Origin of the sequence: Trinickia terrae (assembly GCF_005144415.1) — a bacterium.
Classification (GTDB): Bacteria; Pseudomonadota; Gammaproteobacteria; order Burkholderiales; family Burkholderiaceae; genus Trinickia_A; species Trinickia_A terrae.
Map to the genome: position 1 here is coordinate 602,717 of NZ_SWJE01000005.1, position 16,221 is coordinate 618,937.

Annotated in this window: 13 protein-coding genes and 2 pseudogenes; all 15 read left to right on the forward strand. The window is 65.4% G+C overall.

Features of this window, described 5'->3' with window-relative positions; genetic code table 11:
- Positions 1 to 360 precede the first annotated feature (360 nt).
- The gene (locus tag FAZ69_RS12065) at positions 361 to 4,410 is read left to right on the forward strand and encodes a DUF3683 domain-containing protein (protein WP_136894609.1); all 4,050 of its coding nucleotides are present in this window, start codon (positions 361 to 363) and stop codon (positions 4,408 to 4,410) included.
- Positions 4,411 to 4,447: 37 nt separating this feature from the next.
- Entirely contained in the window at positions 4,448 to 4,876 is a 429-nt protein-coding gene (locus tag FAZ69_RS12070; protein ID WP_136894611.1) for an HIT family protein, read from the forward strand.
- A 69-nt stretch (positions 4,877 to 4,945) separates the two neighbouring features.
- The gene (locus tag FAZ69_RS12075) at positions 4,946 to 5,359 is read left to right on the forward strand and encodes a gamma-butyrobetaine hydroxylase family protein (RefSeq protein ID WP_136894615.1); all 414 of its coding nucleotides are present in this window, start codon (positions 4,946 to 4,948) and stop codon (positions 5,357 to 5,359) included.
- Positions 5,360 to 5,429: 70 nt separating this feature from the next.
- Positions 5,430 to 6,161 carry a bifunctional demethylmenaquinone methyltransferase/2-methoxy-6-polyprenyl-1,4-benzoquinol methylase UbiE gene (gene ubiE, locus FAZ69_RS12080; protein WP_136894617.1) on the forward strand — a complete coding sequence of 244 codons (732 nt, stop codon included), beginning with the start codon at positions 5,430 to 5,432 and terminating at the stop codon, positions 6,159 to 6,161.
- A gap of 36 nt (positions 6,162 to 6,197) precedes the next feature.
- Positions 6,198 to 7,208 (forward strand): Tim44 domain-containing protein, encoded by a 1,011-nt coding sequence (locus tag FAZ69_RS12085; protein WP_136894619.1) that lies wholly within the window; start codon positions 6,198 to 6,200, stop codon positions 7,206 to 7,208.
- A gap of 108 nt (positions 7,209 to 7,316) precedes the next feature.
- On the forward strand, positions 7,317 to 7,964 hold the full coding sequence (locus FAZ69_RS12090) for a ubiquinone biosynthesis accessory factor UbiJ (protein WP_136894621.1): 648 nt from the start codon (positions 7,317 to 7,319) through the stop codon (positions 7,962 to 7,964).
- A gap of 15 nt (positions 7,965 to 7,979) precedes the next feature.
- Positions 7,980 to 9,557 carry a ubiquinone biosynthesis regulatory protein kinase UbiB gene (gene ubiB, locus FAZ69_RS12095; RefSeq protein WP_136894623.1) on the forward strand — a complete coding sequence of 526 codons (1,578 nt, stop codon included), beginning with the start codon at positions 7,980 to 7,982 and terminating at the stop codon, positions 9,555 to 9,557.
- A 36-nt stretch (positions 9,558 to 9,593) separates the two neighbouring features.
- Complete coding sequence (locus FAZ69_RS12100; protein ID WP_136894625.1) at positions 9,594 to 10,238, forward strand: class I SAM-dependent methyltransferase; 645 nt, start codon at positions 9,594 to 9,596, stop codon at positions 10,236 to 10,238.
- A 159-nt stretch (positions 10,239 to 10,397) separates the two neighbouring features.
- On the forward strand, positions 10,398 to 10,766 hold the full coding sequence (locus FAZ69_RS12105) for an FmdB family zinc ribbon protein (RefSeq protein WP_136894627.1): 369 nt from the start codon (positions 10,398 to 10,400) through the stop codon (positions 10,764 to 10,766).
- Positions 10,767 to 10,869: 103 nt separating this feature from the next.
- Positions 10,870 to 11,520, forward strand: coding sequence for a DUF502 domain-containing protein (locus FAZ69_RS12110; protein ID WP_136894628.1), 651 nt, complete (start codon positions 10,870 to 10,872; stop codon positions 11,518 to 11,520).
- A gap of 61 nt (positions 11,521 to 11,581) precedes the next feature.
- Positions 11,582 to 13,384 carry an aspartate--tRNA ligase gene (aspS, locus tag FAZ69_RS12115; protein ID WP_136894630.1) on the forward strand — a complete coding sequence of 601 codons (1,803 nt, stop codon included), beginning with the start codon at positions 11,582 to 11,584 and terminating at the stop codon, positions 13,382 to 13,384.
- A gap of 207 nt (positions 13,385 to 13,591) precedes the next feature.
- Positions 13,592 to 14,068 carry a dihydroneopterin triphosphate diphosphatase gene (nudB, locus tag FAZ69_RS12120; protein WP_136894632.1) on the forward strand — a complete coding sequence of 159 codons (477 nt, stop codon included), beginning with the start codon at positions 13,592 to 13,594 and terminating at the stop codon, positions 14,066 to 14,068.
- Positions 14,065 to 14,662, forward strand: a pseudogene (locus FAZ69_RS34555) (phospholipase D-like domain-containing protein); the annotation flags it as partial. The gene nudB and the pseudogene FAZ69_RS34555, both read left to right, overlap by 4 nt.
- A 101-nt stretch (positions 14,663 to 14,763) precedes the next feature.
- Positions 14,764 to 15,360, forward strand: a pseudogene (locus tag FAZ69_RS34560) (phospholipase D-like domain-containing protein); the annotation flags it as partial.
- A 250-nt stretch (positions 15,361 to 15,610) separates the two neighbouring features.
- Positions 15,611 to 16,210: a TetR/AcrR family transcriptional regulator gene (locus FAZ69_RS12130; RefSeq protein ID WP_136894636.1), complete on the forward strand. Its 600-nt coding sequence runs from the start codon at positions 15,611 to 15,613 to the stop codon at positions 16,208 to 16,210.
- Positions 16,211 to 16,221: the final 11 nt, after the last annotated feature.

Below are 16,221 nucleotides of genomic sequence, written 5' to 3' on the forward strand. Positions count from 1 at the left end.
GAACATCGGTTTCGGCAGATTTCGAGCATCTACGCGTATTGAGATCATGGGGTAGAATTCCGTTTTGAAACAAGGATCGGAAGATGCACTGGCAGCCACGGACCGCCCATTTGATGCCGACTTCGCGCGACGCCTGTCCCGCGGCGCAGCGGCACGTCCGTCACGCACGATCGTGTAGCTGCATCTGATTTGCGAAGGCCCGCGCGCTCGCGCCTTGTCGTGTCTTGCAGTTCGGCATTGCGCGCTTGAGCAGCGGTTTGCGCTTCGCCCCAGAGAAGAATCCCTAGAATTGCGCCCCATGCGCATGCCGGCCGAGTGCTCGTCAACGAGCGGGCCGCCGGCACATAGAGTCGTCCGACCATGAACGCACCTCAAGTTTTCGATCCGAACGGCGCCGCCGCCGCCCTGGCTGCCGATCCCGAACCGCGCTTGCGCGAAATTCCCTACAACTACACGTCGTTCTCCGACCGCGAAATCGTCATCCGTCTCTTGGGCGACGATGCCTGGGCCGTGCTCGACGAGCTGCGCGCCGAACGCCGCACCGGCCGCTCGGCGCGGATGCTGTACGAAGTGCTGGGCGACATCTGGGTCGTGCGCCGCAATCCCTACCTGCAGGACGACCTGCTCGACAATCCGAAGCGCCGCGCGCTCCTGATCGAAGCGCTCGACCACCGCCTGAACGAAATCGAGAAGCGGCGCCGCGCCGATTTGTCGGAGCATCGCGAGGATGCCGGCAGCGTGGAGCGCGCCGCGCGCGTCGAGACGCTCGTGATCGCCGCGCGCCGCGCGGTCGAGGAATTCGCCGCCGAATTCGACAAGAGCGCCGAGCTGCGCCGCCGCGCCACCAGGGTGCTGGGCCGCTGCACGCAGAAGGACAACATCCGCTTCGACGGCCTCTCGCGCGTCTCCCACGTGACTGACGCAACCGACTGGCGCGTCGAATACCCGTTCGTCGTGCTGACGCCCGATACCGAAGCCGAGATCGCCGGCCTCATCAAGGCCTGCTTCGAGCTCGGCCTCACGGTGATTCCGCGCGGCGGCGGCACGGGCTACACGGGCGGTGCGGTGCCGCTCACGCCGTTCTCGGCCGTCATCAACACCGAGAAGCTGGAGCAGCTGGGCGCGATCGAGCTGACCGAGCTGCCGGGCGTCGCGCGCAAGGTGCCGACGATCTTCTCGGGCGCGGGCGTCGTCACGCGCCGCGTGACCGAGGCGGCCGAAGCGGCGGGCTATGTGTTCGCGGTCGATCCGACTTCCCTCGACGCTTCCTGCATCGGCGGCAACGTCGCGATGAACGCGGGCGGCAAGAAGGCCGTGCTGTGGGGCACGGCGCTCGACAATCTCGCCTGGTGGCGGATGGTCGACCCGCAAGGCAACTGGCTCGAAGTCACGCGCCTCGAGCACAACCTCGGCAAGATCCACGACATCGCGGTCGCTCGCTTCGAGCTGAAGTGGTTCGACGGCGAGTACGCGCCGGGCGAAAAGCTCTTGCGCACCGAGACGCTCGACATCGAAGGCAAGCGCTTCCGCAAGGAAGGCCTCGGCAAGGACGTCACCGATAAATTTCTCGCCGGCCTGCCCGGCGTGCAGAAGGAAGGCTGCGACGGGCTCATCACGTCCGCGCGCTGGGTGCTGCACAAGATGCCCGCGCATACGCGCACCGTCTGCCTCGAGTTCTTCGGCCAGGCGCGCGAGGCGATCCCGAGCATCGTCGAGATCAAGGACTACCTGTTCGAGACGTCGAAGCAGGGCGGCGCGATTCTCGCGGGCCTCGAGCACCTCGACGAGCGCTACCTGCGCGCGGTCGGCTACGCGACGAAGAGCAAGCGCAACGCGTTCCCGAAGATGGTGCTGATCGGCGATATCGTCGGCGATGATGCCGATGCGGTCGCCACGGCCACCTCCGAAGTCGTCCGGATGGCAAACGGCAAGAGCGGCGAGGGCTTCGTCGCGGTGAGCGCCGAAGCGCGCAAGCGCTTCTGGCTCGACCGCAGCCGCACGGCCGCCATCGCCAAGCACACTAACGCGTTCAAGATCAACGAAGACGTCGTGATCCCGCTCAACCGGATGGGCGAGTACACCGACGGCATCGAGCGGATCAACATCGAGCTGTCGATCAAGAACAAGCTGCAGCTTGTCGGCGCGCTCGAAGCGTTCTTCAAGGGCGGCAAGCTGCCGCTCGGCAAGAGCGACGACGCCAACGAGATCCCGAGCGCCGAGCTGCTCGAAGACCGCGTGCAGCACGCCCTCGAGCTGCTGCAGCGCGTGCGCGTGCGCTGGGAGTTCCTGCGCGATCACCTCGACATGCCGCTCGCCGAAGCTCAGCACCATCTGCTGCAGCTCGGCTACGAAGCGCTCGCGGAGAAGTTCGCGGACCGCGTCGACATCCAGCCCGGCGCGCGCGTGTTCGACGTGACGCAGGACCGCACGGTGCGCGTGTCGTGGAAGCAGGAGATTCGCGCCGAGCTGCGGCAGATCTTCAACGGCGGCGAGTTCAAGCCGATCCTCGACGAAGCGCAGGCCGTGCACAAGCAGGTGCTGCGCGGCCGCGTGTTCGTCGCGCTGCACATGCACGCGGGCGACGGCAACGTCCACACGAACATTCCGGTCAACTCCGACAACTACGAGATGCTGCAGGACGCGCACAAGGCCGTCGCGCGCATCATGACGCTCGCGCGCTCGCTCGACGGCGTGATTTCCGGCGAGCACGGCATCGGCATCACGAAGCTCGAGTTCCTGACCGACGCCGAGATCGGCGAATTCCGCGAGTACAAGAAGCGCGTCGATCCGGAAGGGCGTTTCAACAAGGGCAAGCTGCTGGAAGGCGCCGACCTGCGCAACGCCTACACGCCGAGCTTCGGCCTGATGGGCTACGAGTCGCTGATCATGCAGCAGTCCGACATCGGCGCGATTTCCGATTCCGTGAAGGACTGCCTGCGCTGCGGCAAGTGCAAGCCCGTGTGCGCGACCCACGTGCCGCGCGCGAACCTGCTGTACAGCCCGCGCAACAAGATTCTCGCGACGTCGCTCCTGATCGAAGCCTTCCTGTACGAAGAGCAGACGCGCCGCGGCGTGTCGATCAAGCACTGGGACGAGTTCAACGACGTGGCCGACCATTGCACGGTTTGCCACAAGTGCGCGACGCCGTGCCCGGTGAAAATCGACTTCGGCGACGTGACGATGAACATGCGCAACCTGTTGCGCAAGATGGGCAAGAAGAAGTTCAACGCGGGCTCGGCCGCGGGCATGTTCTTCCTGAACGCGACCAATCCGCAGACGATCAACGTCGCGCGCGCCGCGATGATGGGCTTCGGCTACAAGGCGCAGCGCCTCGCCAACGACATGCTGAAGAAGGTCGCGAAAAAGCAGACCGCGCACCCGCCCGCGACGACCGGCAAGCCGCCCGTGGTCGAGCAGGTGATCCACTTCGTCAACAAGAAGATGCCGGGCAACCTGCCGAAGAAGACTGCGCGCGCGCTGCTCGACATCGAGGACAACAAGATCGTGCCGATCATCCGCAACCCGAAGACGACGACCGTCGATTCGGAAGCGGTGTTCTACTTCCCGGGCTGCGGCTCCGAGCGCCTGTTCTCGCAGGTCGGGCTCGCGACGCAGGCGATGCTTTGGGAAGCGGGCGTGCAGACGGTGCTGCCGCCGGGCTACCTGTGCTGCGGCTACCCGCAGCGCGGCGCGGGCCAGTACGACAAGGCCGAGAAGATCGTCACCGACAACCGCGTGCTGTTCCACCGCGTCGCAAACACGCTGAACTATCTCGACATCAAGACTGTGGTGGTGTCGTGCGGCACTTGCTACGACCAGCTGGCGGGCTACGAATTCGAGAAGATCTTCCCGGGCTGCCGGATCATCGACATCCACGAGTTCCTGCTGGAGAAGGGCATCAAGCTCGACGGCGTGAAGGGCACGCGCTACATGTACCACGACCCGTGCCACACGCCGATCAAGACCATCGACCCGGTGAAGCTCGTCAATGAGCTGATGGGCTCGGAGAAGGACGGCTACAAGATCGAAAAGAGCGAGCGTTGCTGTGGCGAATCGGGCACGCTCGCGGTCACGCGCCCGGACATCTCGACGCAGGTGCGCTTCCGCAAGGAAGAGGAGATCAGGAAGGGGGCGGCCAAGCTGCGTAGCATCCCGGTTGTGGCGGGCGGCGCGCAGCCGAACGGCGCAAGCAACGGCTTGGCCCCTGCAGCCAATGGCGCGGCGCCGGACGTCAAGATCCTGACGAGCTGCCCGTCGTGCCTGCAGGGGCTGTCGCGCTACAACGAGGATGCGAACGTCGAAGCCGACTACATCGTCGTCGAAATCGCGCGCCACGTGCTCGGGGAAGACTGGATGGCCGACTATGTGCAGCGCGCGAACAATGGCGGGATCGAACGAGTGCTGGTCTAATACCGGCACCAAACGTACCTACCGCTAGAGGCCGACGATGGAATGCGTATTCTGCCGTGAAGAGGGCGGCGCCGTGCTGTGGCAGGACGACGTGCTGCGCGTCGTCCTCGCCGACGAACATGATTACCCGGGCTTTTGCCGGGTTATCTGGAACCAGCACGTCGCCGAGTTTTCCGATCTCGACGATGCGGGCCGCGACCGCGTGATGCGCGCGGTCAACGCGGTCGAGCGCGCAATGCGGCGCGTGATGCAGCCGGTCAAGGTGAACCTCGCGAGCCTCGGCAACCAGGTGCCGCACGTGCACTGGCACGTCATCCCGCGCTTCACCAACGACGCCCATTTCCCGCTGCCCGTCTGGGCGCCGCGCCAGCGCACGGTCTCGGAGGCGCTGCTGTCGCAGCGGCGCGCCCAGGCCACGCTGCTCGCCGAGGCGGTGCGCCACGAAATCGAACGCGCCTTTGCTTGATGATGGCCGCAGCGGTGCTCATGCGCCGCCGCGGCTGTCTGTATCTATCGATTGCCAGACGAGGTTGCGATGCCCGGACTGACCCCAGCCACGCCGGTGCCGACCGGCGTCGTCGTGCACGCCAAATCGCGCGTGCTCGAACTTCAATACGCGAACGGCGAGACTTACCGGGTGTCGTTCGAGTTGCTGCGCGTTTATTCGCCGTCGGCCGAGGTGCGCGGCCACGGGCCGGGGCAGGAGACGCTGCAGACCGGCAAGCGCGACGTGTCGATCGTGGCGATCGAAGGCGTCGGCAACTACGCGCTGCAGCCGACCTTCTCCGACGGCCACTCGACCGGCATCTATTCCTGGGACCTGCTGTACGACCTCGCGACCCGGCAGGATGAACTCTGGCGCGAGTATCTCGACAAACTGGAAGCGGCGGGCGTCGACCGCGACGCCCCGATGGCCGCATCCGACACCCCGCACGGCCATCGTCACTGATACGATCGCGGCTGCTTGCCGCCAAAATCGTGCGGCGCAACAATTTCAGAATACACAGAGGACGAGCGCGATGACCAAGACCCACTTCGGCTTTCAGGCAGTCGACGAACAAGACAAGGCGAAAAAGGTTGCCGGCGTGTTCCACTCGGTGGCGAGCAACTACGACTTGATGAACGACCTGATGTCGGGCGGGCTGCACCGCGTGTGGAAGGCGTTCACGATCGCGCAGGCGAACGTGCGGCCCGGCTTCAAGGTGCTCGATATCGCGGGCGGCACGGGCGACCTGTCGATGGCGTTCGCGAAGCAGGCGGGCCCGGCGGGCGAGGTCTGGCACACGGACATCAACGAATCGATGCTGCGTGTGGGCCGCGACCGCCTGCTCGACAAAGGCGTCATCACGCCGGCGCTGCTTTGCGACGCCGAAAAAATTCCCTTTCCGGACAACTACTTCGATGTGGTGACGGTGGCGTTCGGCCTGCGCAACATGACGCACAAGGACGCCGCGCTCGCCGAGATGCGGCGCGTGCTGAAGCCGGCCGGGCGCTTGCTGGTGCTGGAATTCTCGAAGGTGTGGGATCCGCTGAAGAAAGCCTACGACGTCTATTCGTTCAGGGTGTTGCCGTGGCTCGGCGACAAGTTCGCGAAGGACGCCGAGAGCTATCGCTATCTGGCGGAATCGATCCGGATGCATCCGGACCAGGAAACTTTGAAGACGATGATGGAACAAGTCGGCCTTGATGCCGTCAAATATTACAATTTGTCAGCTGGCGTGGTAGCCTTGCACGTCGCGACAAAGTATTAGTGTTCCCAACTCATTGTCTTTCAAAGGATTTTATCCATGACCGCTTCGCTTTCCGTGTCTTCCAAAAAGCTTTCAGCTTCGCTGGCAAGGCGAATCGGACGGGCCGCTGTGGTCGGTTTGATCGTCGTCGGCACGTTCGCTGCGCTTGATGCCGAAGCGAAACGCATGGGCGGAGGCCGCAGCGTCGGCCGCCAATCACAGACGGTCCAGCAGCGTTCCGCATCACCCGCCCAGCAGCCGATGCAGCAGCAATCGACGCAGCCGTCGCAATTGCAGCGTCCCGCAACAGCCCAGCCGGCGCCGGCTGCCGCGGCGTCCAACCGTTCGCGCTGGCTGGGGCCGATCGCCGGCCTGGCCGCGGGCCTCGGCATCGCGGCGCTCCTGTCGCACTTCGGGCTCGGCGAGGCGTTCGCCGGCGCGATGGCCAATTTCATCGTGATCGCGCTGATCGCGATGGCCGCGATCTGGCTGATCCGCAAGTTCATGTCGCGCCGCCGTCAGAACGAGCCGGCATACGGCGGGGCAGGCGCCACTTCGATGAACGCGGGCGGCATGGGTTCGGGCTACCCGCAGGAGCCGCGGTATGCGCAGCCGGCAGCGGCCGGGGCATTCGGTTCCTCGTCGGCAGGTTTCGGTGCGGCGCCGGAAGTGAGCGCGGCGCCGTCGGTTCCGGCTGGCTTCGATACGGAAGCGTTCCTGCGTAGCGCGAAGGTCAATTTCGTGCGCCTGCAGGCCGCTTGGGACGAAGGCAATCTTGCCGACATCCGCGAGTTCACTACGCCGGAAATGTTCGCCGAATTGAAGATCGATATCGACGGGCGCGGCGCCGAGCGCAACCAGACCGACGTCGTGCAGCTGGATGCGCAGCTGATCGAGGTCGTCGACCGCGGCAGCGAGTACTTCGCGAGCGTGCGCTTCAGCGGCTTGATCCGCGAAACGGCGGCGGCTGCTGCCGAGCCGTTCGCCGAAGTTTGGAACCTGTCGAGGGCGTCGCGTGCGGGAGAAGGCTGGTTGCTGGCGGGTATCCAGCAGCTGACCGCGCACTGAAGCCGCGTCTCGTAGGCCGTTCGGTCTAGACAGGCCGATGGCGAACGGACGTTACAATAGGAACCCGCGCGGGCCGTCGCCCGCGCGGGTTTTTTCATCCCGCTCCCGATGACCCTCGCCGCCAAGCCTTTTTCCTCCGCTGTCAATCACCTGCTCGCTCGCGAATCGTGGGCCCGCGAGCGCCTCGCTCCTTATGCCGGCAAGACTGCCCGGCTTGCTTGTCCGCCTGTCGTCATGGTGCTGCTCGTGCAGCCTGATGGCTATCTGACGGCCGTCGAGGAGAGCGAAGCGCAGCAATGCGACGTCTCCATCTCGGTGCCGGCCGATGCGCTGGCGGCCTTTGTGCAAGGTGGGCAGGCCGCGGTGATGAAGCACGTGAGGATCGAAGGCGACGCCGAGTTCGCGACGCAGATCGCGAAGCTCGCCGAGCATTTGCGCTGGGAGCCGGAGGAGGATCTCGCGAAGCTGATCGGCGATGCGCCGGCTTACCGCGTCGCTACGCTGGTTCGCAGCGCAGGCGAACGTGCGATGCGGGCCGGGCGCAATCTGCGCGATTCCGTTGCCGAGTATCTGCTCGACGAGAATCCGCAGCTCGTGCGCCGCACGGCGCTCACCGACTTCAACGCCGAGCTGGCGCGCGCGCGCGACGCGCTCGCACGCGTCGAGAAGCGGGTCGAGCGCATCGAGCAAAAGGCAGAAGCCCGCATGAGCGCCAGCGCGCCGGGCGGCAGCGCCACGTCGCGCGGCACGCGCTAGTCACCGGATTCGCCCATGCGTTTTCTGCGTTTCATCAAGATCGTTTTCACCGTCATCCGTTTCGGCCTCGACGAGATGATGCTCGCCCGCATCAACGACCGCCGGGTGCGGCTGCTGCTGCGTGTCGCTACCTTCGGACGGCGTTTCAAGGAGCCGCCCGCGGTGCGGCTGCGTCTCGCGCTCGAAAGCCTGGGCCCGATCTTCGTCAAATTCGGGCAGGTGCTGTCGACTCGCCGCGATCTCCTTTCCCCCGATATCGCCGCCGAGCTCGCGAAGCTCCAGGATCAGGTGCCGCCGTTCGATTCCGCGGTGGCGATCGGCATCATCGAAAAGTCGCTGGGCGCGTCCGTCGACGAGCTGTTCGACGAGTTCGAGCGGGTGCCGGTGGCGAGCGCGTCGATCGCGCAGGTGCACTTCGCCAAGGTGAAGGCCGGGCAGCACGTGGGCAAGGCGGTGGCGGTCAAGGTGCTGCGGCCGAACATGCTGCCCGTGATCGACTCCGATCTCGCGCTCCTGCGCGACATCGCCATCTGGGCCGAGCGCCTGTGGGCCGACGGCAAGCGCCTGAAGCCACGCGAGGTCGTCGCCGAGTTCGACAAATACCTGCACGACGAGCTCGACCTCATGCGCGAGGCAGCCAACGGCAGCCAGCTGCGGCGCAATTTCGCCGGGCTCGACCTGCTGCTCGTGCCGGAAATGTACTGGGAGTTCTGCACGGCCAACGTGCTCGTGATGGAGCGGATGGTGGGCGTGCCGATCAGTCAGGTCGACACGCTGCGCGCGGCTGGCGTCGACATTCCGAAGCTCGCGCGCGAAGGCGTCGAGATCTTCTTCACGCAGGTGTTCCGCGACGGCTTCTTCCACGCCGATATGCACCCCGGCAACATCCAGGTGAGCCTGAGCCGTGAGCATTTCGGGCGCTATATCGCGCTCGATTTCGGGATCATCGGCGCGCTGTCCGACTTCGACAAGAACTACCTCGCGCAGAACTTCCTCGCATTCTTCAAGCGCGACTACCACCGGGTCGCGACGCTGCACCTCGAGTCGGGCTGGGTGCCGTCCACCACGCGCGTCGAGGAGCTCGAAAGCGCGATTCGCGCGGTGTGCGAGCCGTATTTCGATCGCGCGCTGAAGGACATCTCGCTGGGGCAGGTGCTGATGCGGCTCTTTTCGACGTCGCGCCGCTTCAATGTCGAGATCCAGCCGCAGCTCGTGCTGCTGCAAAAGACCATGCTGAACGTCGAGGGGCTCGGCCGCTCGCTCGATCCGGAGCTGGATCTCTGGAAGACGGCCAAGCCCTATCTCGAGCGCTGGATGAACGAGCAGATCGGCTTGCGCGGATGGGTCGAGCGGCTGAAGATCGAAGCGCCGCAGTGGAGCAAGACGCTGCCTCAGTTGCCGCGGCTGATCCATCATGTGCTGTCCGATCGCCACGATTCGTCGCGCGGGGCGAAAGAAGAAGCGATGCGGATGATTCTGCTCGAGCAGAAACGGACGAACCGCCTGCTGCAAGGCCTGCTGGTGTTCGGCATTGCAGTGGGCGTCGGAGCCGTGGTCGCCCGGGTGTGGCTTGCCTTGGCTTATGGGGCGTAGCAGAACAAGCGTAGGCTAGTGAAGGGGAGTGTCTCCATGAGCGATTCGAAAAAACCGTCCGTGCCGGAGAATTTCGATCCGAACGCCCCGATTTTCAGCGCGCGGGACCCGAATGCCGCGGCGTTCTGGGATGAACGCTTCCAGGCGGGTCACAAGCCATGGGACCAGGCCGGCGTGCCCGATGCATTCCGCGCCTTTGCCGCGCGCCACGACAAGCGGCCGGTCCTGATCCCGGGCTGCGGCAGCGCCTATGAAGCGCTGTGGCTTGCGCAGGCGGGCTGGCCCGTGCGGGCGATCGATTTCGCGGAGCGCGCGGTCGCCGAGGCAAAAGCGCAACTCGGCGCTCACGCCGATCTCGTCGAGCAAGCCGATTTCTTCGCCTATGAGCCGCCGTTTGCGCCCGGATGGATCTACGAGCGAGCCTTCCTGTGCGCGTTGCCGGCGTCGCGCCGCCGCGACTACGCCGAGCGCATGGCTGCCTTGCTTGCACCGCAGGCGCTGCTCGCGGGATTTTTCTTCCTCGGAGCCACCCCCAAGGGGCCGCCGTTCGGCATCGAGCGCGATGAGCTCGACGCGTTGCTGGCGCCTCACTTCGAGTTGATCGAGGACGAACCGGTGACCGGCTCGATTCCCGTTTTCGCGGGGCGTGAGCGATGGCTGACCTGGCGCCGCCGGTCGTAGTCGAGGCTTGATTTACGCGGCGCCGGCCTCACCTGCGGACACCGGTCTGTACGCCGCCGCCGTCCCGGAATTCCAGGTGGACAACTGGTTTGCAGCTATAATTCAACGCTTTGCAAACGTCTCGAAGTTTATTTGTCGGGAAAAGCCGGGAAGGGAATCATGCCGATCTATGCCTATCGCTGCGAATCGTGCGGCTTCGAAAAAGACGTGCTCCAGAAGATGAGCGATGCGCCGTTGACGCAGTGCCCGGAGTGCTCGAAAGAGACGTTTCGCAAGCAGGTGACGGCCGCTGGTTTTCAACTGAAAGGCTCCGGCTGGTACGTCACTGATTTCCGCGGCGGCGCGAACGCCTCCAACGGTGCGAAATCCGGCGACGCGGCGAGCGGCGAGCCGGCCAAGGCCGACAGCGGCAAATCCGACGCTGGTTCGAGCGAAAGCGCAAGCTCCGCATCGGCTTCGGCAGCACCGGCGACGAGCACGACCAGCGCCGCCGCTGCGCCGGCTGCGACGAGCAGCACCAGCGCCTAGCCGCACACGGCAACCCAAGGCGCCCGAAGGCGGGCGCCCAACCGGCACTGAATAGGGCTACCCCGCGCCAATCGGCATCCGGCGCGGTTTTCTGGCGGTACACATGAAAAAGACGACGCTCAAATCCGTGTTTCTGACTGGTCTCCTGGTGCTCGTGCCGCTGGCGATCACGTTGTGGGTGCTCGGACTCGTCATTGGCACGATGGACCAGACCCTGCTGCTGCTGCCCGAATCGTGGCAACCGGAGCGGCTGTTGGGCTTTCACCTGCCCGGCATCGGCGCGGTCCTGACGCTGGCGTTCATTTTCATCGTCGGCCTGTTCACGCAGAACTTCATCGGCCAGAAGCTCGTCACGTGGTGGGACGCGGTGCTGCGCCACATTCCGGTGGTCGGCCCGCTCTACACGAGCGTCAAGCAGGTGTCGGACACGCTGCTTTCCAGCAGCGGCAATGCGTTTCGCAAGGCGCTCCTGATCGAGTATCCGCGCCGGGGTTCCTACACGATCGCGTTTCTGACCGGCATTCCCGGCGGTGACGTGGTCAATCACCTGAGGGACGAGCACGTGAGCGTCTACGTGCCGACGACGCCGAACCCCACGTCGGGCTTCTTCCTGATGGTGCCGAAGAGCGAGGTCATCGAGCTCGACATGTCGGTCGACGCGGCGCTGAAGTACATCGTCTCGATGGGCGTCGTGGCGCCGTCCGTGCCCACGGTGGCGCCGCCGGTGCGCCGCCCCGTCGAGCCCCCGCTCTAATGCCGGGCCGCTTGCAAAACGAGCGCGTCCCCTTGATCAAACCAAACGATAGACAAATACCATGTCGATGAGATCTGAATACTGCGGTCTGGTGACCGAACACCTGCTGGGGCAAACCGTGTCGCTGTGCGGCTGGGTGCATCGCCGGCGCGACCACGGCGGCGTCATTTTCATCGACCTTCGCGATCGCGAGGGCCTGGTTCAGGTCGTCTGCGACCCCGATCGCGCCGAGATGTTCAAGGCCGCTGAGGGCGTGCGCAACGAATTCTGCGTCCAGGTGAAGGGCGTCGTGCGCAACCGTCCGGAAGGCACGATCAACACCGGCCTGACAAGCGGCAAGATCGAAGTGCTGTGCCACGAGCTGACGGTGCTGAACGCGTCCGTCACGCCGCCGTTCCAGCTCGACGACGACAACCTCTCCGAAACCACGCGGCTCACGCACCGCGTGCTCGACCTGCGCCGCCCGCAGATGCAGGAGAACCTGCGCCTGCGCTATCGCGTGACGATGGAAGTGCGCAAGTACCTCGACGCGCAAGGCTTCATCGACGTCGAAACGCCGATGCTCACGAAGAGCACGCCGGAAGGCGCGCGCGACTACCTCGTGCCGTCGCGCGTGAACGCGGGCCAATTCTTCGCGCTGCCGCAGTCTCCGCAGCTCTTCAAGCAGCTCCTGATGGTCGCGAACTTCGATCGCTACTACCAGATCGTCAAGTGCTTCCGCGACGAAGACCTGCGGGCCGACCGCCAGCCGGAATTCACGCAGATCGACTGCGAGACCTCGTTCCTCTCCGAGCAGGATATCCGCGACTTGTTCGAGAAGATGATCCGTCACGTCTTCGACGCGACGATCGGCGTGCAGCTCGACGAGAAGTTCCCGGTGATGCAGTACTCGGAAGCGATGGCGCGCTTCGGCTCGGACAAGCCCGACCTGCGCGTGAAGCTCGAGTTCACCGAGCTGACCGACGCGATGAAGGACGTCGACTTCAAGGTGTTCAGCTCGCCGGCCAATACCAAGGACGGCCGCGTCGCGGCGCTGCGCGTGCCGAAGGGCGGCGAGCTGTCGCGCGGCGACATCGATGGCTACACGGAATTCGTGCGCATCTACGGCGCGAAGGGCCTCGCGTGGATCAAGGTCAACGAAGCGGCGAAGGGCCGTGACGGCCTGCAGAGCCCGATCGTGAAGAACCTGCACGACGCGTCGATCGCGGCGATCCTCGAGCGCACGGGCGCTCAAGATGGCGACATCATCTTCTTCGCGGCCGATCGCTCGAAGGTCGTCAACGACAGCCTCGGCGCGCTGCGCCTGAAGATCGGCCATTCGGAGTTCGGCAAGGCGAACGGCCTCGTCCAGCCGGGCTGGAAGCCGCTGTGGGTCGTCGATTTCCCGATGTTCGAGTACGACGAGGAAGACGCGCGCTACGTCGCGGCGCACCATCCGTTCACGAGCCCGAAGGACGAGCACCTCGAGTACCTCGAGACCGACCCGGGCCGCTGCCTCGCGAAGGCGTACGACATGGTGCTCAACGGCTGGGAAATCGGCGGCGGCTCGGTGCGGATCTATCGCGAGGAAGTGCAGAGCAAGGTGTTCCGTGCGCTGAAGATCGGGCCGGAAGAGGCGCGTGCGAAGTTCGGCTTCCTGCTCGACGCGCTGCAGTACGGCGCGCCGCCGCACGGCGGCATCGCGTTCGGTCTCGACCGCATCGTCACGATGATGGCGGGCGCCGATTCGATCCGCGACGTGATCGCCTTCCCGAAGACGCAGCGCGCGCAATGTCTGCTCACGCAGGCGCCGAGCGCGGTCGACGAGCGCCAGCTGCGCGAACTGCACATCCGCCTGCGTCAGCCGGAGCAGGCGAAGGCGTAAGCGGCGCTTGCGCGTGCTTGTTTGGCGGCCGTTTGCCGGACCAGATCCGGGAAGCGGCCGAGCGCGGCCCGCCAGCGGCATGGCGAAGCATCGAAGCAGTACGGAAAAGGCGCGTCACGCGCCTTTTCTGCTTTTTGCGTTACAGTCGCTCCACTGCCTTCTTCGACATCATCGATCGAACCGCGCGCGGTGCGCCGTCCCCGAATCATGCCGAAACCGCTGAAAATTCCCGAATCCGTCCTCGTCGTCATCCATACGCCCGAACTCGACGTGCTGATCATCGAGCGGGCCGACCGCCCCGGATTCTGGCAATCGGTGACCGGCTCGAAGGACCGGCTTGACGAGCCGCTCGTCGAGACCGCGGTGCGCGAAGTCGCCGAGGAGACAGGGATCGCGATCGGCAGCGCACTGGTGCCGCAACGCGCTCTTGTCGACTGGCGCCATCAGATCGACTACGAGATCTATCCGGTCTGGCGCCATCGCTACGCCGAGGGCGTCACGCGCAACACCGAGCACTGGTTCAGCCTTGAAGTGCCGTATCGCGTCGAAGTGGCGCTCGCGCCGCGCGAGCACACGGCGTATCTATGGCTGCCCTGCGAGGAGGCGGCCGCGCGCTGCTTCTCGTGGTCGAACCGCGAGGCAATCCTGCAACTGCCGCGCCGTGTGCGCGGACGTCTCGCATGACGGCTGCCGAAGCCGATACCGATACGCGCCGGCCTTTCGCGCGGCTTCGGCAGACGCTCGCATCGGGGCGGCCCTCGCGGCTGCTCCTCACCGCCGGCAATACGGTGCGTCTTCTGCGCTGCGGCGTGGAGTTCTTTCCGGCGCTGATCGAACGCATCGACGCCGCGCGCGAATCGGTCGCGCTCGAAACCTACATCTTCTGCGACGACGCGGCGGGGCGCCCGGTTTCCGACGCGCTGATGCGCGCGGCGCGGCGCGGCGTCCAAGTCCGCGTGATCACCGACGGCATCGGCACCGACCGCCTGCCCATGTTCAAGGACTGGCCCGCGGCCGGTATTGAGCACCGCATCTTCAACCCGCATCTGTTCGGCCGCTTCGGCTTCTCTCGCACGCATCGCAAGCTGGCCGTCGTCGACGGCCGGTTCGCGTTTTGCGGCGGCATCAACATCGTCGACGACTTCGCGCAGAACGGCGGGCGCCTGCCGCATCCGCGCTGGGATTTCGCGGTCGAGTTGAGCGGTCCGGCCGTCGCCCAGGTCGGCGCGGCGTTCGATCTGCAATGGCAGCGCATCGAGCTCGGCCATCGGCCGCGTCCGCTGCAGGCGCTGGGCTCCGAGGCGCGGGCGTCGTTGCCGGACAATGCGGTCGCTGGCGCCTTGATGGGCCGCTCGGCGCGCGCGCGGCGCCGGTCGCTGGCGGCGGCGCGAGCAGTTCGGGAGCCGAGCGTCGCGCTTCTTGCGCGCGACAACGTCATCAACCGGCGCGCGATCGAAAAGGCCTACCTGGCCGCGATCGGACGGGCGCGCCGCGAGGTGCTGCTCGCCAATCCCTACTTCATGCCGGGGCGTAAGCTGCGCCGCGCGCTCGTGCGGGCGGCGCGGCGGGGCGTCGACGTGCGTATCCTGATCGGGCGCAAGGAGTTCGCCGCGCTCGACTACGCGGTGCCGTATCTCTATCGCACGCTGCTGAGCGCGGGTGCGCGCATCGCCGAGTATGAAAAGACGATGCTGCACGGCAAAGTCGCCGTCGTCGACTCGAATTGGGGTACAGTCGGCTCCTCGAATCTCGACGCGCTGAGCCTCGTCCTGAACAACGAGGCGAACGTGGTGCTCATCAAGCACCGGGAGATCGAGGCGCTGCGCGACGCGATCCTCATGGCCTTCGCCGAAGCCCGTCCGATCGACGCCGCGCACTATGCGGCGCGTCCGCTCGGCGAGCGGCTCTTGAACTGGTTCGCGTATCAGGGCTACCGTACCCTCATGAAGCTGCTGACGGTCGGCGGCTACGACTGAGGCGGCTGCGGCCGATTCGCTGTGCCATGCCAGGCGGTCACCACGCAATCGGCAAAAGGCCCGCTACCTGGGATGTGGCGGCGCCGCAAAAATAGAAGGCTGGCGTGGAGGGCCGCACGCAAGACCCGTGCCGGCAAGACTCGGTTAGACATCGGTGTCTAATAAAGTCCTTGTTTTAGAGATGGTCGCACCCAATAATGGTACGACCGTTCTATTTTCAATTTCGGTCATACAAGAACGGTACAAAGCTATGCGAAAAGGCGAACAGACACGCGCCGCGATTCTCGATGCAGCATTGGACTTGGCAAGCCGCGACGGGCTCGAGGGCCTCACGATCGGCCTGCTCGCCGAGCGCATGCAGATGAGCAAGAGCGGGGTGTTCGCGCATTTCGGGTCGCGCGAGGACTTGCAGGTCGAGGTCGTGCGCGAGTATCACCGCCGTTTCGAGGACGAGGTGTTCTTCCCGAGCTTGCGCGAGCCGCGCGGGTTGCCGCGCCTGCGTGCGATGCTGCGCCGCTGGACCGAGAAGCGCATCCAGGAAGTGACGACCGGATGCATCTACATCAGCGGCGCGGTCGAATATGACGACCGCGGGGACAACCCGGTGCGCGAGCAACTGGTGCTGAGCGTCACGACGTGGCGCGCGGCGCTCCTGAGGGCCATTTCGCAGTCGATGGAAGAAGGGCATCTGCGCCGGGACACCGACCCGAACCTGATGCTCTTCGAAGTCTATAGCTTCACGCTCGGCCTGCATCACGACGCGCGTTTCCTGCATCTGCCGGATGCGGTGCGTCTTACGTGGGCCGCGCTGGAAAAACTGATTGTTTCGTATCAGAGCGAAAGCCGCTAGCGCTCGAACAC